Source organism: Clostridium sp. HCS.1, from assembly GCF_047900555.1.
Classification (GTDB): Bacteria; Bacillota; Clostridia; order Clostridiales; family Clostridiaceae; genus Clostridium.
The window spans coordinates 1,044,761-1,063,134 of the sequence record NZ_CP170704.1 but is presented as its reverse complement, the minus strand read 5'-3'; the positions used below and the strand labels follow the sequence as shown (position 1 = coordinate 1,063,134).

The window sequence follows — 18,374 nt, the reverse complement described above, 5'->3', positions numbered from 1 at the left end:
ATCTTATTTATATTTAAAATTCATATTCAGCCCATGGAAAATTAAAATTATTAATAATAGTTGACCAAGTTATATATATACATACCCAAACCCAGAAACTTGTACTATCATTTTGAGTAAATCTTGTAAAAAAGTTTATAAGTTCATAATAAAATACTCCCCCAAATGTTAATGGAACAAATGTAAGCATTAAATTTATCCTATCTGCTTTTTTGGTTAATTTAAATCTTGTATTACATTTATGACATTTTAATTTATAAAATGGACTTCCAAACATATTTTTAATAAATCTATATTTAAATTTTTCTCTACATTTAGGACAGACTCTAATATAAATCACCTTCCCTTTTTTTAATTATTTTTATAATTATATTCTTCTTAAATAATATTATCCAAATAAACTTTTAATCTTTTACCATGAGCCCCAGCATATTCATCAGAATTCACAAAATCTAAAAACTCATCTTTATCCATCCATTTATATGCGATAGTTTCCCCCTTCTGTAGAATAATTGAATCTTTATCACACTCTACTATACATAAATATCCATGGTAAATTCTTTGATTCTCATCACTAACTATATGATAAATTTCCTCTAAGGAAGTTGCAATAATCCCTGTTTCCTCCTTAAGTTCTCTAAAAGCACATTCTATTGGAGTTTCACCTTTTAATGAACTTCCTCCTGCACTTGCTTCATATTTCCCAGGAAAAGTTTCCTTGTTAAAATCTCTTTGCATTAATAAATAGCTACCATCTATATGTTTCACTAAAACTTCAGAAACAACATGATAAAATCCTTTTGGAATTTCTTCACCTCTTATTAAATCATAATTAGCCTTTGTTTCATCCTTATAATAAGCATCCCATATTTCCATTTACTACCTCCTTATAGAATCTTTTATATTATTATAATTTTACCATTTTTTATATAATATGCGAATTAAATCTATAATATAAAAATAGGCCTTCTAACAATGTAAAATTTAAAATTATTCATTTTACATTATTAAAAAGCCCCTATAAATAACTATTTTTTATTTACTAATAGTTTTTAAAACAAAAACCAACCATTGCAGTTATTAAAGCCACAATTATTCCAATTGCAGTTTCTTCTGCATCTATTGCAGCAATTCCATCCATTCCAATTATTACAGCCGTTCCAATTATTACAACCATTCCAATTGTTGCAGCCATTCCAGTTATTACAGCCATTCCAATTGTTACAGCCATTCCATCCATTCCAATTATTACATCTGTTACATCTATTATTACATCCGAAACACATATAAATTACCTCCTTAGTTGTATACTATAATATATTCACTACATTACAAATTGTTCTATTATGTATAACTCTTAAGTGAAATTTTTTTTTCAAAATAGCAATTAATAATCAAGGATGTAAAAATTAGTGCAATTCAAATACATTAATATATATATTATATAATCATTTAATGTAATATAATTAATAATATCCCATAAATAATACCCTATAAATTTTATATTTTTACCATATGAAGGAGGAAAACAATGCTAACCTTACTACTAATAATAATTTATATATCCTTTATTAGTTTAGGTCTACCTGATGCAATACTTGGATCAGCTTGGCCAATCATTCATCAAGATTTAAATGTTCCTGTTTCCTATGCAGGAGTTATTACCATAATTATATCCTGTGGAACTATTATCTCTAGTTTATTTAGTGAAAAAGTAATACGAAGATTTGGTACTGGTAAAGTTACAGCCATTAGCGTACTTTTAACTGCTATAGGATTATTAGGTATATTCCTTTCACCTAATTTTATATGGATATGTTTCCTTGCAATACCTTTAGGTATAGGAGCAGGTTCTGTAGATTCTGCTTTAAATAACTTTGTAGCACTACATTACAAAGCTATACATATGAATTGGCTTCATTCCTTTTGGGGAGTAGGTGCTACAGCTGGTCCCTTTATAATGTCTATATTTTTATTAAAAGAAAATGGTTGGAGACTTGGTTATGCTACTATAGGAAGTATGCAAGCCTTATTAGTTATCTGCTTATTTTTATCACTACCCCTATGGAAAAAGTTCGAAAATGCTAATTCTGAAAATATTACTACTACTGAAGAAACTAAAATTTCAAAATTAATCAAAGTACCTGGAGTTAAGCCTGCTCTTTTATCTTTCTTTTGCTATTGTTCAGCAGAATTAACTACAGGCTTATGGGTTAGTTCCTACTTAGTTATAATTAACGGTTTTTCCGCTGAAAAAGCTGCAAAATGGGTATCATTTTATTATCTTGGTATAACTATTGGTAGATTCTTATCTGGATTTATATCTATAAAATTAAATAATAAGCAAATGATAAGAGTTGGACTAGCTATATGTATTTTAGGAGGTATTCTATTAAATATTACTTATTCAAGTAATATACAACTAATAGGATTAATAAGTATAGGTCTTGGATTCTCACCTATTTTCCCAGCTATGATTCATGATACACCAAATAAATTTGGAAAAGAGTTATCTCAAGGAGTAATAGGAATACAAATGGCTTCTGCTTATGTTGGAAATACTTTTATGCCACCTTTATTTGGAGCAATTGCAAAATTTATTGGATTTGAAATACTTCCATATTTCCTATTAATTTTAATGATAGCTATGCTTATATCCACAGAAAGAGTTAATAAAATATGCAAATTATAGTTTAAAATAGTGGATAAAATACAAAAACAAAGACTGCTTACACAATGTCAGCAGTCTTTATATATATTCATCATCTTTAATTATTGTTTCCCTTACAAATTACATACTTCTCCATTAATTTAATTACAGATTTATAGGATAAATAATTAGCAAAATTAAAAACAAATATAAGGATAGTTATAATTAATAATCCTTCAATAATATTTGATATTTTATTTATATTAATTGAAGGCATTAGTAATAAAGCTATTAAGATTATAGATATTCCTAAAGAATATATACTTAACTTCTTTTTACGATTACTTATATTAATATATTTTTTTATTTCTCCTATGTAAGTTTCATCACTGCATTCAAATTTATAGTTATTAATTGTACTATCATTCATAATTCTCACCCAAATTTACATTTATTATTGTTATATATGCTTCTTATTTAATAACTAATTTATTTTTTATTTATATATAAATATTTTAAGTTCATCAGACCATAGTAAACTTTCCTATTCATACTTCTAATTCTTATTAAATAATATTTTTAAATCTTTTAATCCTTGTAATACTTCTTCTTTTGAAAAATTATTTTCTAATAAATCTTCATTACTTTTTTCTAATAATTCTTCATAAAAGTCAAGTGCTACTTTATAATTTGCTTCTGACTTATTTTTTTCTATTTCTTCAAAAAGAACATTTTCAGCTTTGTTATATTCTTTTTTAGTAATAAGGCTTTTCAAAATAATTCTAAGTATTTCTGATGACCCTGTATCTTCTAAATTAACCACTAACATATTCTCTTCCTCTTTTCACAATGAAAATATTATCTATCGATTATTTTTACCACATTTTAGTTAAAAAGTATACCCTATTTTTTTAAAATTTTCAGTAATTCAAGTATTTCTTCTCCATATTTTTCATATTTCTTTTCTCCCATTCCTCTTATGCTAAGTAACTCTTCCTTTGTTTGTGGAATTTTATTTGCCAGCTCCATAAGAGTTGAATCTGAAAATATAATATAAGGCTTTATACCTTGAGAATTTGCCTTGTCTTTTCTCCATAATCTTAATTTATTAAATAAATCTTTATTAATTATCTTTTCTTCAGTATCTTCACTAAGCTTACATATAACTCTTTCTTTAGATTTTAATACTCTCATTGACCTAGGATTTAATTTTAACATAGAATAAGTCCCATCTTTTAAACTAACATATTCCAAATCTATTAAGGTTTTAATTAAATCTCTTATAAATTTGCTGCTATAATCCTTCATTATTCCAAAGGTTGTTAGCTTATTTAAATTATTTTGAATTATCTTAGGTCCTGTAAATCCTCTAAGTATATCTATTAATACTGAAGTTCCATACCTTTCCCTGCTTCTATATACACAGGATAATATCATTTGAGCTTCTGTTGTAAAATCTCTAAGTTCTTCATTATTTAAGCAATTACTGCAATTATTACAATAAGGCTTTACATTTTTATCTCCAAAATATTCTAATATGTAGCTTCTATAACACTTATCATATTCACAAAAATCAATCATACCCTGTAGCTTTTTAATTTCAATTTCTTTTCTTGTGCTACCAGCTGTAGTATAAATTAAATATTCTAAGGTTCTTATATCATCTCTATTATATAAAAGATGGCATTCTGTTTTCTCTCCATCTCTTCCACCTCTACCTATTTCTTGATAATAGCTTTCTATATTCTTACACAAAGTAAAGTGTATTATGTATCTTACATTAGATTTATCTATTCCCATTCCAAAGGCGTTTGTAGCTATCATTACATTATAATTATCTTTTAAAAATTCATCTTGATAATAATTTTTTTCTTCGTCTTTAAGTCCACCATGATATTTTGCTATAGATAATCCTCTTTCTTTTAAATAATAATAAAGGGCTTCTACTTCTTTTCTAGTAGCACAATATATTATTCCGCTTTCCTCTTCATGATCTCTTATATAATCTTTTACAAATTCAGCCTTATCTTCTTCTTTATGAATAGAAATATCTAAATTTTCTCTATCAAAACTACCTAAATATGTATAGGGCTTAATTAGTCCAAGTAAATTTAAAATATCAGCTCTAACTTCCTTTGTTGCTGTTGCTGTAAAAGCTGTTACAACAGGTCTTACCCTTAAACTATTAATAAAAGGTGCAATATATCTATAGCTCTTTCTAAAATCATGTCCCCACATAGAAACACAATGTGCTTCATCCACAGCCACTTGACTTATCCAAAGCTTTCTAAGCATCTTATTGAAATATTCACTTTCTAACCTTTCAGGAGCTATATATAAAAGCTTAATCTTTCCTTCATAACAATTATTTAATATTTCTTTAATTTCATCTAAGCTTTGTGTGCTATTTATATAAGCAGCACTTAATCCAATATCATTAATAGAATCTACTTGATCCTTCATTAAAGATATTAAAGGAGAGACAACTAAGGTTATTCCATTAAAAATCAATGCAGGAATTTGATAACAAAGGGATTTTCCTCCTCCTGTTGGCATTATACAAAGGGTATCCACTCCATTTAAAATATTATTTATTATTTCCTGCTGGCCTTCCTTAAAGGAGTTATATCCATAATATTTTTGTAAAATTTCCATTGCTTTATTTAAAATGTTAATCACTCCTTTCTTCTTAAGATTTTACCATATTTTTTACATACTAAACTACTAATGGTATAATTATTTTATTATATGGGGGTACATTATGCTTACTTTTTTATTATTCTTCGGAGTTTTATTTATTTGGTTTATCTGTATTGTTATTCAACATAATATGGAAAAGAATAAATTAAAATTCACATCTACTTTTACTATATTAATTAGTATTGCTATTAATATGTTTGTAGTAAACATAGATACAGCTTTTGCATTTATATTAAAATCTATATCCTTTTTATTTTTAAATTTCGGAATAATTTCAGGTATACAATATCTTATTAGAAAATAACAATGGCAGTAAATATATTTAAATATTTACTGCCATTGTTATTATACAAAAGAAGTTAAACTTTACATAGCTATTGCTCTAAAATATCAATAAGCTTTTTACTTTCTACTTCAGTTAAACCAAGCTTTTTGGTTACTTGTAATAATCTTTCATATAATTCCTCTACTTCAATTGCTCCTCTTAAATAATTGCTTATATCATTACTAATTTCTAATATTATTTGAAGAGCTTCTATTCTGTCCTCATTATTTAATTCATTATTTTCTATTAATCTGTATAATACATATCCACATACAGAACATAGTTCAACATAATCAATAACAATATTGTCAGATATTTTGCTTAACATATATTCTATTTCTACAGATGAATATTTGTTATAGATATCATTATTTATATTAAAGTGAACTGATGCATTTATAAATTCATCCTTAAGATCACTAGTAACTTTTTTATTTAAGTAGTCTAAAATTATATTATATATAATAGTGTCCATCTCTGTCTCCCCCTACTTTAATCCTCTACCTATAATTTATCACAATATTCAAAACTTTTAAATTATATTTGAGAAATAAAAAAATATATTTTTTATTTCTATTTAATGCACTACTAAAATATGAAAAAATTCAGAATTTTTTCTAGATTTTATTTACTTTATAAAATTAAAGGACTATAATTAATATATAAAAGTAATTAATTTAATATCGCGGGATGGAGCAGTTGGTAGCTCGTCGGGCTCATAACCCGAAGGTCGTAGGTTCAAGTCCTTCTCCCGCAACCAAAAAAAAGCCATATTTTTAATATGGCTTTTTTATTATTATACTCTTTTTAAGTATTTCGCTGTAATTGTATTTGAACTCTCCACCATCTCCTTTGGAGTTCCTTCAAATACAACTTCACCTCCATTTGTTCCACCATCTGGTCCTATATCTATAATATAATCTCCTTGTTTCATAACATCTAAATTATGTTCTATTACAATAACGGTATTTCCTTTATTTACAAAACTATCTAATAGCTTCATTATCTTTTTTATATCGGCAGCATGTAACCCTGTAGTTGGTTCATCAAGAATATATATATTTCCTTTTTTATCCATATATTTTGCTAGTTTTAAACGTTGCCTTTCCCCTCCTGATAAGGTTGATAGTGGTTGTCCTAATGATAAATATGATAGTCCAACTTCATTTAAAGCTTTTATATGTTTATAAATTTTTCTATTATCCTTAAAGAAATCCATTGCTTCTTCAGCAGTCATATTTAAAATTTCAATTATATTTTTTCCATTATACTTATATGATATTGATTCTTCATTAAATCTCTTTTCATTACATTTTTCACAGACAGTTGTTACTGGATCCATAAATACTAATTCAGTTACTATTACTCCTTTTCCCTTACATTCATGGCATGCCCCATCACTATTAAAAGAAAATAGTCCTGGTTTTACATTATTTATCTTTGCCATTTCCTTTCTTATTTCGTCAAAGAAGCCTAAAAATGTTGCTGGAGTTGAACGTCCTGTTGCTGTTATTGGAGATTGGTCTACAAGAATAACCCTATCCTCATATTCCTTTGCAAATACATCTCTAATTAATGAGCTTTTACCTGAACCTGCAACACCAGTTATTACTGTTAAAACATTTAATGGAATATTAACTGATACATTTTTTAAATTATGAATACTTGCATTTTTTATCGGTAAATATTCCCTTGGAATCCTTGGATTTTTCTTTATTTCTATGTTTTCCTTCATTGCTTTTCCTGTTAAAGTATTAGAAACTAACAAATCTTCATAGCTTCCTTGGAATAATATTTCTCCACCATTTTTCCCTGCTAATGGTCCTACATCTATTATTTCATCTGCAATGCTAATAATATCTTTATCATGCTCCACAACAAGGACAGTGTTTCCCTTATCTCTAAGGCTTTGTAATAGTTTAATCATACGATATACATCTCTTGGATGCATTCCAGTACTTGGTTCGTCAAAAATATATGTCATTCCAGTTAAAGAACTTCCCATATATCTAACTAGTTTTAATCTTTGTGCCTCACCGCCAGACAATGATGATGACTCTCTGCTCATACTTAAATAAGGAAGTCCTATGTCTATCATTCTTGTTAATGAAGCCTCTAAAGATTCTATTATTGTAGCAACTCTATCATCCTTAATATCTCTTAAAAACTTTCTTAATTGAATAAATTCCATATCACAGACTTCAGCAATATTAACACCATTTATTTTGCACTTTAAAACATCCTCATTTAATCTTTTTCCATTACATATTGGACATTCTTTTTGAGATATTAACTTTTCTAAACGTTTTGTAGAATACTCCCCCATACTAGAAGTATCTCTTTTTAAAACAAGTCTTGATAAATGATTATATAGTCCTTCTACCTTCTTATTTACTCTTTCTCCATCCTTTTCATAGGAACCATAAAGTAATAAATTTCTTTCCTTCTCTGAATAATCTTTTAATTTTTTATCTGGATCAAACAACTTAGATTCTACATATTGTTTAAAGTACCAATTACCTGGATGGAAAGCTGGCAAATCAACCATATCTTCATTCCATGATTTTTCTTCATCTAGTATTTTATAAACATCTAATTCCATTACATTTCCAAGGCCTGAACAATTCATACACATTCCCTTTGGATCATTAAAGGAAAAGTAAGAAGCAGTGCCTACATAGGGTGTTCCAATTCTAGAATATAGCAAACGAACTGCTGAATATAAATCGCTTATTGTTCCAACTGTTGATCTTGCATTTCCTCCTAATCTTGATTGATCAATAATAACTGATGCTGATAAGTTATCTATGTAATCAACCTTTGGTTTCTCATATTTAGGAAGTCTTCCTCTAACAAAAGCATTATAAGTTTCATTCATTTGACGTTGACTTTCTGCAGCAATAGTATCAAAAACTATACTTGATTTTCCAGAACCTGATACCCCTGTAAATACTACTATTTTTTCTTTTGGTATCTCTAGGGATATATTTTTCAAATTGTTTTGATGTAACCCCTTAATTATTATGTTATTTCTCATTTCTCTCTCCTTTTAAAATATTTTACTTATTTATATCAATATAATCTTCTTTTAACATTCCGTATAAATAATAATCACAATAAGTATTTACCATTTTCCCATTACGGATAAGCCCCTCACGTTTAAAACCTACTTTTTCAAGAGTTTTATATGATGGGATATTTAATATATGCACATCTGACCATAATCTCTGTAATTCTGTTTTTTCAAAGCAGAACTCAACAATAGAGGATAATGCTTCTGCCATAAGCCCCTTTCCCTGATATTCAGGTGACAACCTAAAAGCCACCTTTGCCATCTTATCATTTTCAATTAAATATACCCATAGTTCACCAATAACCTTATTATCCTCTTTATGCACAATTCCTAAGTGAAAGCTTTTTGTTTTTCTTTCTTTTTTCTCAAATATAAGTTCAGGATTTAAATCACTTTTACTTGGTCTTTTTCCCCAGTACTTATATATTGATTTATTTGGTAGCCATTCTTTTAAATCATTAACATCAGTAGGCTTTAATACTCTAAGCATAAGCCTTTTTGTTTCAAGAACTGGTTTCTCATTAATATAATCTTTTAACCTCATATTAATTCTCCCCTTATAAATTTAGTATCTTCTATACCTATAATTATACAAGGTGCTTTTTATACTTCAACCTATTCATATATAGCCATTGGACTATATGATATTATTTTAAATACAATATACAATCACTACTTTAATAGTATATATTGGATAATATCCCAAATAGTGATAATATTGTATTAAGGATATTATTTATAAAAAATGAGGTGAATAAATTGAAAACTCTTATTGTTTATTCAAGTAAGTATGGTTGTACTGAAAAATGTGCAGATTTTTTAGCTAAGGAACTTAAGGATAAACCAGATATTATAAATTTAAAAAACTATAAGGATGTAAATTTATCCTTATACAATAAAGTTATTATTGGTGGATCAATATATATTGGTAAAATCCAAAAGGAAGTATCAGATTTTTGTTCAAAATACTTAGGAGAACTAAAAGAAAAAGAGGTTGGTTTATTTATTTGTGGAATGCAAGAAGGTGATTCAATTAATACGGAAATTAATCAAAACTTCCCAAAAGAGTTAATAGAAATGGCAACTGTAATAAAACATTTTGGAGGAGAATTTGATTTTAGTAAAATGAGTTTTTTTGAAAAATTGATAGTTAAAATCGTAGCAAAAACCTCTTCTAATAAATCAAATATATTAAATGATAATATTAAAAGCTTTGCTAAAACAATGAATTCTATTTAAAAGTAATAAGATCATCTGAATTTTTAATAATATAATTCAGATGATCACTTTTTTATTATAATTCATGATAAGTAGGTTTCATATTTTCAAAGGTACAATAATATTGAAATCCTAATTTCTTCAATTCTAATTTAGTTTCTTCTATATATGCACCTAAATCTTCCTTCACGTGACTATCACTACCTATTGTAATAATTTTTCCACCTAATTCCTTATAAATTTTTAATATTTCTCGTGATGGTGTTAGATCATCAAGTCCATATCTATTGGAAGAAGTGTTTACTTCTATACCTTTACCATCCTGAATAATACATTTAAGAATTTGAATTACCTTATCCCTGTTATTAGAAAATTCAAAGCCATCATTTTCATCATATCTTCTCATTAAATCCATATGTCCAATAACACTATAATCATGATAATTTTGTACTAAATTATACATTTCTTCATAGTATAAATCATAATATTCTTTTTCTGTCTTTCCTTTTTGAAATTCTCTAGTCCAGAATTCTTGGTTATTAATTTGATGAATAGATAAAATGACGAAGTCCATAGGATATAAATCAAATGTTCTTTTAAAATCTTTAATTGTATGTATTTGCATGCCAAATTCCAGGCCTTTTTTGATTTTAATTTCATTATAATATTTTTCTTGCAATCTTTCTATTTCCTTAAAATATAAAGGATAATTCACATTAGAAATAGGTCTATTTTCATCATACTTAATATTTTTATAGTTGTCCCAATCTAATTTAATTCCATAATCCACATGGTCAGTAAAACAAATTTCTTTTATCCCTATTTTTATTGCATCTTTGATGACATCTTCCATTACATATTTAGAATCATCACTAAAATTTGTATGAACATGATAATCGCAAATCATAAATATACTCCTTTTCTTTGCTAGTATGTTTTCCTCTTTTTTAGACCTATTTTCTATTTTAAATACTATAAATATTTAATCCAATAATAAATAACATACAACCAACTCATTAATCCATGAACAATAGCCCACGGAATAGACTTCCATGCTGTATAAGAAATAACCATTGCTAAGCAAGACCCAAAAGAAATCCCATTTTTAACTGTGGTTTTTACAGTTTTGTTATAATTATTAGATTCATTATTTTTACAACCCATTATTACGCCCCCTATATAATAAATATTTTTCAGTCTGTTATAAATTTATAATATATTACAATATTATTATATTCTTAAATTATAAATGTTAGAATTTATCTATTTCTTATAAACATCAATAATAACCCTTTTCATATCTCAAGTTCATTATATAAACTTATTTATGAATAATTCTAAGTATTTCTTATATAATCATCAATGTAATATGGCAGCATTTCCTCAATGCTACTTCCATCTAAAGAAAACCAAGTAATTTTATCAATAACATCATATAAACTCTTACCATTAAATACTTTATCATTTAGAATATTTTCTAAGTTATCATATTCATATGTTTGTAAGCCATCTGGTACTAATCCATACCAGTATAATTCCCTACCTATATTATTATCTGGCATTTTTCCAAGCCAACAATCTTTATATTCTATATCATTATCAATACAAAAGTTTATTTCAATACATGAATTACATTTTACTACATCCCTATTTAATATTATTATTAAATCCTGCAAATTAAGTTTGGCCATTGTTGTCCCCCCTTAAAATATATTTTCTGTGTCTATTAGAATATTCTACAATTAGATATAATATCTTTTAAATTTAGAGATATGATTGTAATAACTTCTTCAATTCATTATTTTCTCCATATTTAATTACATAATCAAAAACATTACTTCTATTAACAACTTTTCTTATAAACTCTACATCCATTTTTGGAATAACATCTTTCAGTTCTCTCTTAGTAATAGAATTCATATATTTTAATATTTCAGTATCCTTTTGCTTTCTTTTTGCATCTTCTTTCGGATATCCTACTCCAATGGGATCACTAAATAATTTTTCTAATGTACATTGTAAATTAATTTCAGCAGCCCATCCAAAGTTCAATCCAAGAGGTATTGAAATTGCATTACCATTGTTAATTCTTCCAAATAAATATGCATCAGATGGATTTTCAACATACCCACATATTATTGATGGTAAACTATTGCATGCAAGCATCATACCTTGTCCAGATGAACATCTAGTTACTACAAAATCCACAGCTTTACTTTCTAATAAAATTCTTATTAACATTGCAGTTTCAATATATGAGTACTCAACCTCTTCATCTTGAAATACTCCAAAATTAATAACTTCATAATCTTTATCTTTTAATATATTCATTAATGAATTATAAATTAATTCATTTTTATCCTTTTGTGAAGTTCCTTGAACAACTGCTACCTTCATAAATTTCCCTCTTCACTTTAATCATAACTTTACCCAATCTAACCAATGCTAATTTAAAAATCACATTAAATTTGTTTAAAAAACTTTCCCTTATAAAAATTCTCATTTCCAAGCTTCTTTGCTGTAAGCCTAAATATAACACAACCATCTGGGCATACAATATCCTTGCTATATTTGTCATTACCTCCGATGTTCTCTAAATCTCCGCCACTTCTAACCGCCTCCATAATTGGAAACATAATCATCATTACTTTAGAACAAATCCCTTGTCCATCTTTATTTACAGGGCAGCCATAAGTACAAGTATACTTATCTCCAACTTCCTCACCATTTCTGCAATAATGTTCTGTATGGTCACTTCTCAGAAATCCTATTACCTCAATATTAAATTCATATTCCTCATCATACCATTTTTTCATGATACACCTCCAAATTCTAATTTATAAAAATTCTTGCCTAATACATATTAAAAAAATCATAATTCCAGTTAGTATAAGCCATTTTATCTTTATCTTTTTAATATTCTTCATTATATTCTTCAACTCTTCCTTTAAAAATAGCTTCATCAATATCATTAAACAATATATATTCATTAGCCCTTAAGTTATATCCTGAATTTTTAAATATCCTGTCAAATTTTAATTCTTCATCTATAGTTACGGTTCTATTTTCTTTTGCATCCATTATTATTTCTTTATTTAATGTTATATAGTCTTTTTTTATATCATCCTTTGCTAAATATGGTGTCTTTATTTTTATATAAAACTTTTGTGTAGAATTACTACAATTTTTTATATTTATATTTCCATTTACAGTTACTTTATCTTCATTACCATTAAAACTTACCACGCTATTTTCCCTATCAAAATATATTGAATTTAAATCTTTAGAAAATCCCTTGTAAAATTTAATACAATAACCCCACATTGCTGGAAAAATCACTATTATTAATATTAAAGTTACAACAATTCTTTTGAATCTTGTCTTTATAAAAGATTTTTCTTTAACTTCATTAAGATATTTTAAAGAATAATATATTCCTAATATAATTATTAATCCAGAATAGTATATTGTCCAACTATCTCCTTTAATGGGTTTAAATATTTTATTTATAAATAAGCTGGGATCATTATTACTATTTCCCATTAATAAAAAGATTACTATTAATGCTAAATAACAAATCACTGTTTGCTGTTTCTTAGATAGCTTTTTCATTATTACCTCCCAGTTATATATGTTTCCACTTATATAAGTCACTATTATTTTTAATAATCTCTAGTGAATATTTCAGTATCTCCTAATATAATAATTTCTTCATTATCTGAAATTACTCCACCACTATTTGTAATTGCATATATTTTTTCTTTTTTCTCTTTAAGTACCTTCTTTATGTGTGTATTTTGTACATCTGTTCCTTCATAATGAACTTCAATACCAAAATTATTAATTATATTTAATCCTAAATTGTATGAAAAAGTACTATAATCTCCATCTGGAGTAATATGATACTCTGCTATTTGAATCATAGCTCCTGCACTGCTTCCAATAATAACACCTTTAAAATTTTCAATATCATTAGTTAAATCAAACTCAATTAAACGTGCCATCATTTTCTCTGGAAATCCTCCAGTAAAAAATATAATATTACTATTCTTAATTATCTCTTTAGCATTTTCTTTACTATCTTTAAAATAATTTACCCATTTTATATTTTCCTCTTCAATTCCAAAACTCTTAAAGGGTCTAACAACATCTTCATACCATTTACCCTTTTTACTATATAAATTTTGAAAATCTTCATCATTACTTATTTCATTACCAAAAGAAAAGGGAATTATAACAACCTTATCCTCTGAATTTATATATTTTCCTACTATATCCTTAGCCCAAGCTTCATGAAAATTATATAAACTAAATAACATATTAACCATAAAACTTTCTCCTTTTATTTCCTTGTAATATATAATTATTATAACATTTTTTACCATAAAAATTATATTTAATCTTCATATTCTATATATTTATCTGCCTATTAATAAAAGTAGTAAGATATTATATTGTGATGACTTGAAATGAAGCAACGGAATAAACAACATAAATTTAAAAAGACACCGCCTAAACTTGGCCCTGTCAAGTAGACAATAGGAAAAAGACTCTTTATGCGGCATGAGACTTATATTGAATAGGACTCATGCCATATTTTAGTTGTATTCGTTCATTGTTATAAAACCAAATATATTCATTGATTTCATTTATTATATTTTCCGCTCCTTGTGTTTTACTTAAGTATATTAATTCTGATTTTAAATGACCGAAGAATATTTCAATAGGAGCATTATCCCAACAGTTTCCACGACGAGACATGGACTGAGTAATACAATGCCTTTTTAAATCATCGCAATAAGCTTTTCTTGTATATTGAAATCCTTGATCTGTATGCAATATACATCCTTCTTTCAATTGTAGATCATATAGCTGCTCTAATGTATCATTAACTAGTTTTACATCATTTCGAGTACTCATGTTATAAGCAATAATTTGATTATTATATAAATCTTTTACTGCACTTAAATATAAAAATCGACGACTAGATTTATCTAGAGGAATATATGTTATATCCATGCATAACTTCGTTAACGGTCTAATTGCTGCAAAGTCTCTATTCAATATATTCTTCGCTACTGATGCAGGTTTAAACTTATGCTTATATACTTTTTTACGTATAACAGCTTTTATATTCATTTCATTCATTAGTCTATATACACGCTTATGATTGATTTCAATTCCTAATATATTATTAAGATAAATGCATATTCTCTTTCTTCCATAAGTTCCTCTGTATTTATTATGTATATCTAGTATATGGCTCTTAATTATTCTATCTTGGATATCCTTTTCTGTAACTATATCCTTACGTTTAAGCCACTTATAATAGGAGCTACGCGCTACTTTTGCCAATAGGCAAAGGCGAGAAATACAATATCGCTCTGATAATAAAAATATAATTTTGTAGATATTAATTCGCTTTATTCTTTTATCAGAGCTTGCAATTTTTTTAGGAATTCATTCTCCATTCTTAAATACTCAACTTCTTCTTCTATTGATGAAAATTTAGTCTTTGGTCGCCCTTTCCGTGAGCCATTAGCTTGAATTTTAGATTTTTTACCTCTATTTTCAATATCGAAAGCTTTATCACCTTCAGCTTGATATTTTTTTACCCAATCATAAACCCTCTTTTTTTCACTTAAACCTAATTCCTTTGCAATTGTATTTGCTCCTATATGTTTATTTAAATACATATCAACTGCTTTTAATTTAGTTTCTTTTGTATATTTTTTTTGAACCTTACTCATAAAAAATCCCCTCCATAGTAAACAAATATTTAACCTAATTATAAAGGTCTTTTTATATTTGTCTACCATAAGGGGATTATACTAGCCAGGTGTCTTTTTTCCTTTAGCATGGAATTGGGACATATCCTATTGCGATGACTTGGAGTTTACGACGGAATAAGCAATAGTATATGTCCCAATTCTACCTTGTGAATAAATAATCTATCTTTGATAATTTTATTATTTCATTTCCACTTATATTTTTAATTTCATCTTCTAAGTATTTCATAAAACTTATATCTTCACTATAAATCAAATTCTTTTGTTCAGCTTTTTTTTCACTTACTGCCATAGTCATAATAGCAACTAAGACGCTTATAAACCTTTCTTCAGTACTACTTGCAGATGCAACACCTACAGAAATTAGTCCACTTAGCATAGCTTCAACATCTAATGATTTATTTTCCTCATTTATATTTCTATTTATAAAAAATTCACTAAATCCATCAGTTAAATAATAATCATCACTTTTAATTACTAAAATAGTATTATTCATTTTTGAAAACTTTCTTAAACTAATTCTAAAGGAATTATCTTCTCTTAATTTATTATTAAACTTATTTTCTTCAATTAAAGTTTTATCTTCTAATACTAGAACCTTAAATTCTTCAACCCTTCCTGTAACAACATTGATATTATATCTATTTATAAATCTTAATGCCATTTCCCTTATTGTAAAAGAAATGTTTGCTCCTAGTATATCCAAAACTATAGGTATTCCTTTTCTTCTTGCAATTCTTATTGATTTTTCTATTGCTTCAATTTTATCTTCATTTAAATCCTCAAGATATATTAATAAGGAGTTCGCTTTAGAAGTTAATTCTAAATATTCTTTTAATGAATTAGCAAATATAGGCTTACCATTATAGCTTATAATACCTTTTTTTAACTTTTCTGAAGAACTATTAATACAGTGTATAAGAGGTTGCTTTATTCTCTGCAAGTTTAAGCTCTCGTCTAATGCTCTTATACCAATTTGCATTATTGTTTCCTCTCTTACATCCTGAAATATGAAATATATTGATGTCAATATAAATAGTATTAATACATATTATTCGACAGTATTTTTATATGTGCCTTATTTTTCTCAATAGTCATTTCATAAATATTGGTATATAATGATAATTAAATATTTTAATACAAAGGAGATTATTATGAATTGGATTGATGAAATTAAAGAATACACCCCATATACTGAACAAGAAGCTGCTGATAAAGAAGCTATTTTATATGCTATAAATAATTTTGATAATTTACTTACTAGAGAAAATCCATTAGCTCACATAACTAGCTCTGGATATATAGTAAATAAAGATAAGACTAAAGTTCTTATGATTTACCATAACATATATAATTCTTGGTCATGGACTGGTGGTCATGCAGATGGTGACGAAGATTTATTATATGTAGCCATTAAAGAAGCTAAGGAAGAAACAGGAGTAAAACATATTAAGGCTTTAGATGAGAAAATATTTTCTTTAGATGTACTTCCTGTACCTGCTCATATTAAAAAAGGTAAAAACATAGCTTCACATCTCCACTTGTCAGTAGCTTATCTTTTAGAAGCAGATGAAAATGATGATCTTATTATTAAAGAAGATGAAAATAGCGGAGTAAAATGGATTCCAATAGATGAGGTTTCTAAATACTCCACTGAAGAAGATATGATAGTACTTTACGAAAAATTCAATAAAAAGATAAAAGAAATGTACTAAAAAAGAAGATAAATATTATGTTCCTTGTGACCTCACAAGCTCCAAGTCACCGTCATATAATATTTATCTCCTTCTACACTGAAGGTAATAATTCTTCATTTCATTCAGAATTATGAAATGAATTATAAAATTCAATTTAAGTGGTAATATTTGTATTAATATTACCATTTTTACATTATAATATTTATATTAAATACATTTATCAAGGAGTATTGTGTATGAAATTTAAAGATCTTCTCTTTATCCCAATTTATATAATTATATTTTATATGGCATTTATAAGTAAAAATCATTTATTAACTATTATTGGTATTAGCATCATACTTATAGGTTTCATATATACTCTTATTTCTAGCACATTAAAATGGAGCAAAAACAAAAAAGAAATTAATAGTGAATATACTAAATTAAAAGTTGAAAGCTCTCTAATTGAGCTACTTGCACTATTTAATATATATTTAAAAATGAAAAGACAGTATAAAAGTAGAGCTTTTTATCTAGAATATTTTCATAATGAAAAAGTTATAATAAATAATTTCAAAGATTTTATAAATACTTTTGATATAATTGGAAAAATATTAATTTATCTTATAATTGTATTCTCAATAGTATTTATTATTTCAATTATAAAAAAGATAATATGTAGAGGAAGGATTTCCTGTGATAAAGTTTTACTTAGTGATGGTGAATTAATAAATCTAAAATATATTAAAGATATTAAAATCGAAAATAGCTTTTGGGAATTTTCAAAGAAAATTTCCTTTGAATTAGATAAAGTGAGTAAAATCATTTATATTAAAAATACTCCCTTTACCAAAATTGAAGAAAGCTTAAACGCTCTAGTTAACGATAAATAAAAAAACTCAGGCCCCTGAGTTTTTTATTTCCTTAATTCTTACTTATT

Annotated in this window: 24 protein-coding genes and 1 tRNA gene; 6 read left to right on the top strand and 19 right to left on the bottom strand. The window is 26.5% G+C overall.

Annotated elements, in window-relative coordinates:
- Window positions 1–13: 13 nt before the first annotated feature.
- The 3 genes from ACFYH6_RS05025 to ACFYH6_RS05015 all read right to left on the bottom strand — a co-directional run bounded on the left by ACFYH6_RS05025 (window position 14) and on the right by ACFYH6_RS05015 (window position 1,231).
- Window positions 14–340 (bottom strand): hypothetical protein, encoded by a 327-nt coding sequence (locus ACFYH6_RS05025; protein WP_416179014.1) that lies wholly within the window; start codon window positions 338–340, stop codon window positions 14–16.
- Between the two features lie 38 nt (window positions 341–378).
- Window positions 379–876: an NUDIX hydrolase gene (locus tag ACFYH6_RS05020; protein ID WP_416179015.1), complete on the bottom strand. Its 498-nt coding sequence runs from the start codon at window positions 874–876 to the stop codon at window positions 379–381.
- Window positions 877–1,042: 166 nt separating this feature from the next.
- Complete coding sequence (locus ACFYH6_RS05015) at window positions 1,043–1,231, bottom strand: hypothetical protein (RefSeq protein ID WP_416179016.1); 189 nt, start codon at window positions 1,229–1,231, stop codon at window positions 1,043–1,045.
- Between the two features lie 300 nt (window positions 1,232–1,531).
- Between ACFYH6_RS05015 and ACFYH6_RS05010 the strand changes: the two genes are divergently transcribed.
- Complete coding sequence (locus ACFYH6_RS05010) at window positions 1,532–2,692, top strand: MFS transporter (protein WP_316345619.1); 1,161 nt, start codon at window positions 1,532–1,534, stop codon at window positions 2,690–2,692.
- Between the two features lie 76 nt (window positions 2,693–2,768).
- Here ACFYH6_RS05010 and ACFYH6_RS05005 read toward each other — a convergent pair whose 3' ends face one another.
- The 3 genes from ACFYH6_RS05005 to recQ form a co-directional block, all read right to left on the bottom strand.
- Window positions 2,769–3,080 (bottom strand): hypothetical protein, encoded by a 312-nt coding sequence (locus ACFYH6_RS05005; protein ID WP_416179017.1) that lies wholly within the window; start codon window positions 3,078–3,080, stop codon window positions 2,769–2,771.
- 126 nt (window positions 3,081–3,206) lie between these two features.
- Entirely contained in the window at window positions 3,207–3,479 is a 273-nt protein-coding gene (locus tag ACFYH6_RS05000) for a DUF6483 family protein (RefSeq protein WP_316342500.1), read from the bottom strand.
- 74 nt (window positions 3,480–3,553) lie between these two features.
- Entirely contained in the window at window positions 3,554–5,326 is a 1,773-nt protein-coding gene (recQ, locus tag ACFYH6_RS04995) for a DNA helicase RecQ (RefSeq protein WP_416179033.1), read from the bottom strand.
- Between the two features lie 85 nt (window positions 5,327–5,411).
- Here recQ and ACFYH6_RS04990 point away from each other — a divergent pair, with 85 nt between their 5' ends.
- Window positions 5,412–5,654, top strand: coding sequence for a hypothetical protein (locus tag ACFYH6_RS04990; protein ID WP_416179018.1), 243 nt, complete (start codon window positions 5,412–5,414; stop codon window positions 5,652–5,654).
- A 70-nt stretch (window positions 5,655–5,724) separates the two neighbouring features.
- Here ACFYH6_RS04990 and ACFYH6_RS04985 read toward each other — a convergent pair whose 3' ends face one another.
- Window positions 5,725–6,150, bottom strand: coding sequence for a hypothetical protein (locus ACFYH6_RS04985; protein WP_316342504.1), 426 nt, complete (start codon window positions 6,148–6,150; stop codon window positions 5,725–5,727).
- A 209-nt stretch (window positions 6,151–6,359) separates the two neighbouring features.
- Between ACFYH6_RS04985 and ACFYH6_RS04980 the strand changes: the two genes are divergently transcribed.
- A tRNA-Met gene (locus ACFYH6_RS04980) sits at window positions 6,360–6,435 on the top strand.
- A 36-nt stretch (window positions 6,436–6,471) separates the two neighbouring features.
- On the opposite strand, the gene ACFYH6_RS04975 is transcribed toward ACFYH6_RS04980, so the two are convergent.
- Together ACFYH6_RS04975 and ACFYH6_RS04970 are read right to left on the bottom strand one after the other, a co-directional pair.
- Window positions 6,472–8,712 carry an ATP-binding cassette domain-containing protein gene (locus ACFYH6_RS04975; protein WP_416179019.1) on the bottom strand — a complete coding sequence of 747 codons (2,241 nt, stop codon included), beginning with the start codon at window positions 8,710–8,712 and terminating at the stop codon, window positions 6,472–6,474.
- Between the two features lie 22 nt (window positions 8,713–8,734).
- Entirely contained in the window at window positions 8,735–9,292 is a 558-nt protein-coding gene (locus ACFYH6_RS04970; protein WP_316342506.1) for a GNAT family protein, read from the bottom strand.
- 215 nt (window positions 9,293–9,507) lie between these two features.
- Between ACFYH6_RS04970 and ACFYH6_RS04965 the strand changes: the two genes are divergently transcribed.
- Complete coding sequence (locus tag ACFYH6_RS04965) at window positions 9,508–9,987, top strand: flavodoxin domain-containing protein (RefSeq protein ID WP_316342507.1); 480 nt, start codon at window positions 9,508–9,510, stop codon at window positions 9,985–9,987.
- Window positions 9,988–10,042: 55 nt separating this feature from the next.
- On the opposite strand, the gene ACFYH6_RS04960 is transcribed toward ACFYH6_RS04965, so the two are convergent.
- The 10 genes from ACFYH6_RS04960 to ACFYH6_RS04915 form a co-directional block, all read right to left on the bottom strand.
- A complete protein-coding gene (locus tag ACFYH6_RS04960; RefSeq protein WP_416179020.1) occupies window positions 10,043–10,873 on the bottom strand; it encodes a histidinol-phosphatase HisJ family protein in 831 nt (276 codons plus the stop codon).
- Window positions 10,874–10,938: 65 nt separating this feature from the next.
- Window positions 10,939–11,130, bottom strand: coding sequence for a hypothetical protein (locus ACFYH6_RS04955; protein ID WP_416179021.1), 192 nt, complete (start codon window positions 11,128–11,130; stop codon window positions 10,939–10,941).
- A 173-nt stretch (window positions 11,131–11,303) separates the two neighbouring features.
- Window positions 11,304–11,657, bottom strand: a complete 354-nt coding sequence (locus ACFYH6_RS04950; RefSeq protein ID WP_416179022.1) for a hypothetical protein — start codon at window positions 11,655–11,657, stop codon at window positions 11,304–11,306.
- 73 nt (window positions 11,658–11,730) lie between these two features.
- A complete protein-coding gene (locus ACFYH6_RS04945; RefSeq protein WP_416179023.1) occupies window positions 11,731–12,363 on the bottom strand; it encodes an RpiB/LacA/LacB family sugar-phosphate isomerase in 633 nt (210 codons plus the stop codon).
- 65 nt (window positions 12,364–12,428) lie between these two features.
- Window positions 12,429–12,782 carry a TIGR04076 family protein gene (locus tag ACFYH6_RS04940; protein ID WP_416179024.1) on the bottom strand — a complete coding sequence of 118 codons (354 nt, stop codon included), beginning with the start codon at window positions 12,780–12,782 and terminating at the stop codon, window positions 12,429–12,431.
- A 97-nt stretch (window positions 12,783–12,879) separates the two neighbouring features.
- Entirely contained in the window at window positions 12,880–13,578 is a 699-nt protein-coding gene (locus tag ACFYH6_RS04935) for a hypothetical protein (protein ID WP_416179025.1), read from the bottom strand.
- 50 nt (window positions 13,579–13,628) lie between these two features.
- On the bottom strand, window positions 13,629–14,294 hold the full coding sequence (locus ACFYH6_RS04930; protein ID WP_416179026.1) for a Type 1 glutamine amidotransferase-like domain-containing protein: 666 nt from the start codon (window positions 14,292–14,294) through the stop codon (window positions 13,629–13,631).
- A 226-nt stretch (window positions 14,295–14,520) separates the two neighbouring features.
- Window positions 14,521–15,378 (bottom strand): IS3 family transposase, encoded by an 858-nt coding sequence (locus ACFYH6_RS04925; protein ID WP_416246479.1) that lies wholly within the window; start codon window positions 15,376–15,378, stop codon window positions 14,521–14,523.
- An 11-nt stretch (window positions 15,379–15,389) separates the two neighbouring features.
- Window positions 15,390–15,716 (bottom strand): transposase, encoded by a 327-nt coding sequence (locus ACFYH6_RS04920; protein ID WP_316345662.1) that lies wholly within the window; start codon window positions 15,714–15,716, stop codon window positions 15,390–15,392.
- A 181-nt stretch (window positions 15,717–15,897) separates the two neighbouring features.
- Entirely contained in the window at window positions 15,898–16,737 is an 840-nt protein-coding gene (locus tag ACFYH6_RS04915) for a hydroxyethylthiazole kinase (protein ID WP_416180548.1), read from the bottom strand.
- A gap of 172 nt (window positions 16,738–16,909) precedes the next feature.
- On the opposite strand from ACFYH6_RS04915, the gene ACFYH6_RS04910 reads away from it, so the two are divergent.
- Both ACFYH6_RS04910 and ACFYH6_RS04905 read left to right on the top strand, forming a co-directional pair.
- Window positions 16,910–17,470 (top strand): NUDIX hydrolase, encoded by a 561-nt coding sequence (locus ACFYH6_RS04910; protein ID WP_416180547.1) that lies wholly within the window; start codon window positions 16,910–16,912, stop codon window positions 17,468–17,470.
- Window positions 17,471–17,688: 218 nt separating this feature from the next.
- Window positions 17,689–18,327, top strand: coding sequence for a hypothetical protein (locus ACFYH6_RS04905; RefSeq protein ID WP_416180546.1), 639 nt, complete (start codon window positions 17,689–17,691; stop codon window positions 18,325–18,327).
- Window positions 18,328–18,374: the final 47 nt, after the last annotated feature.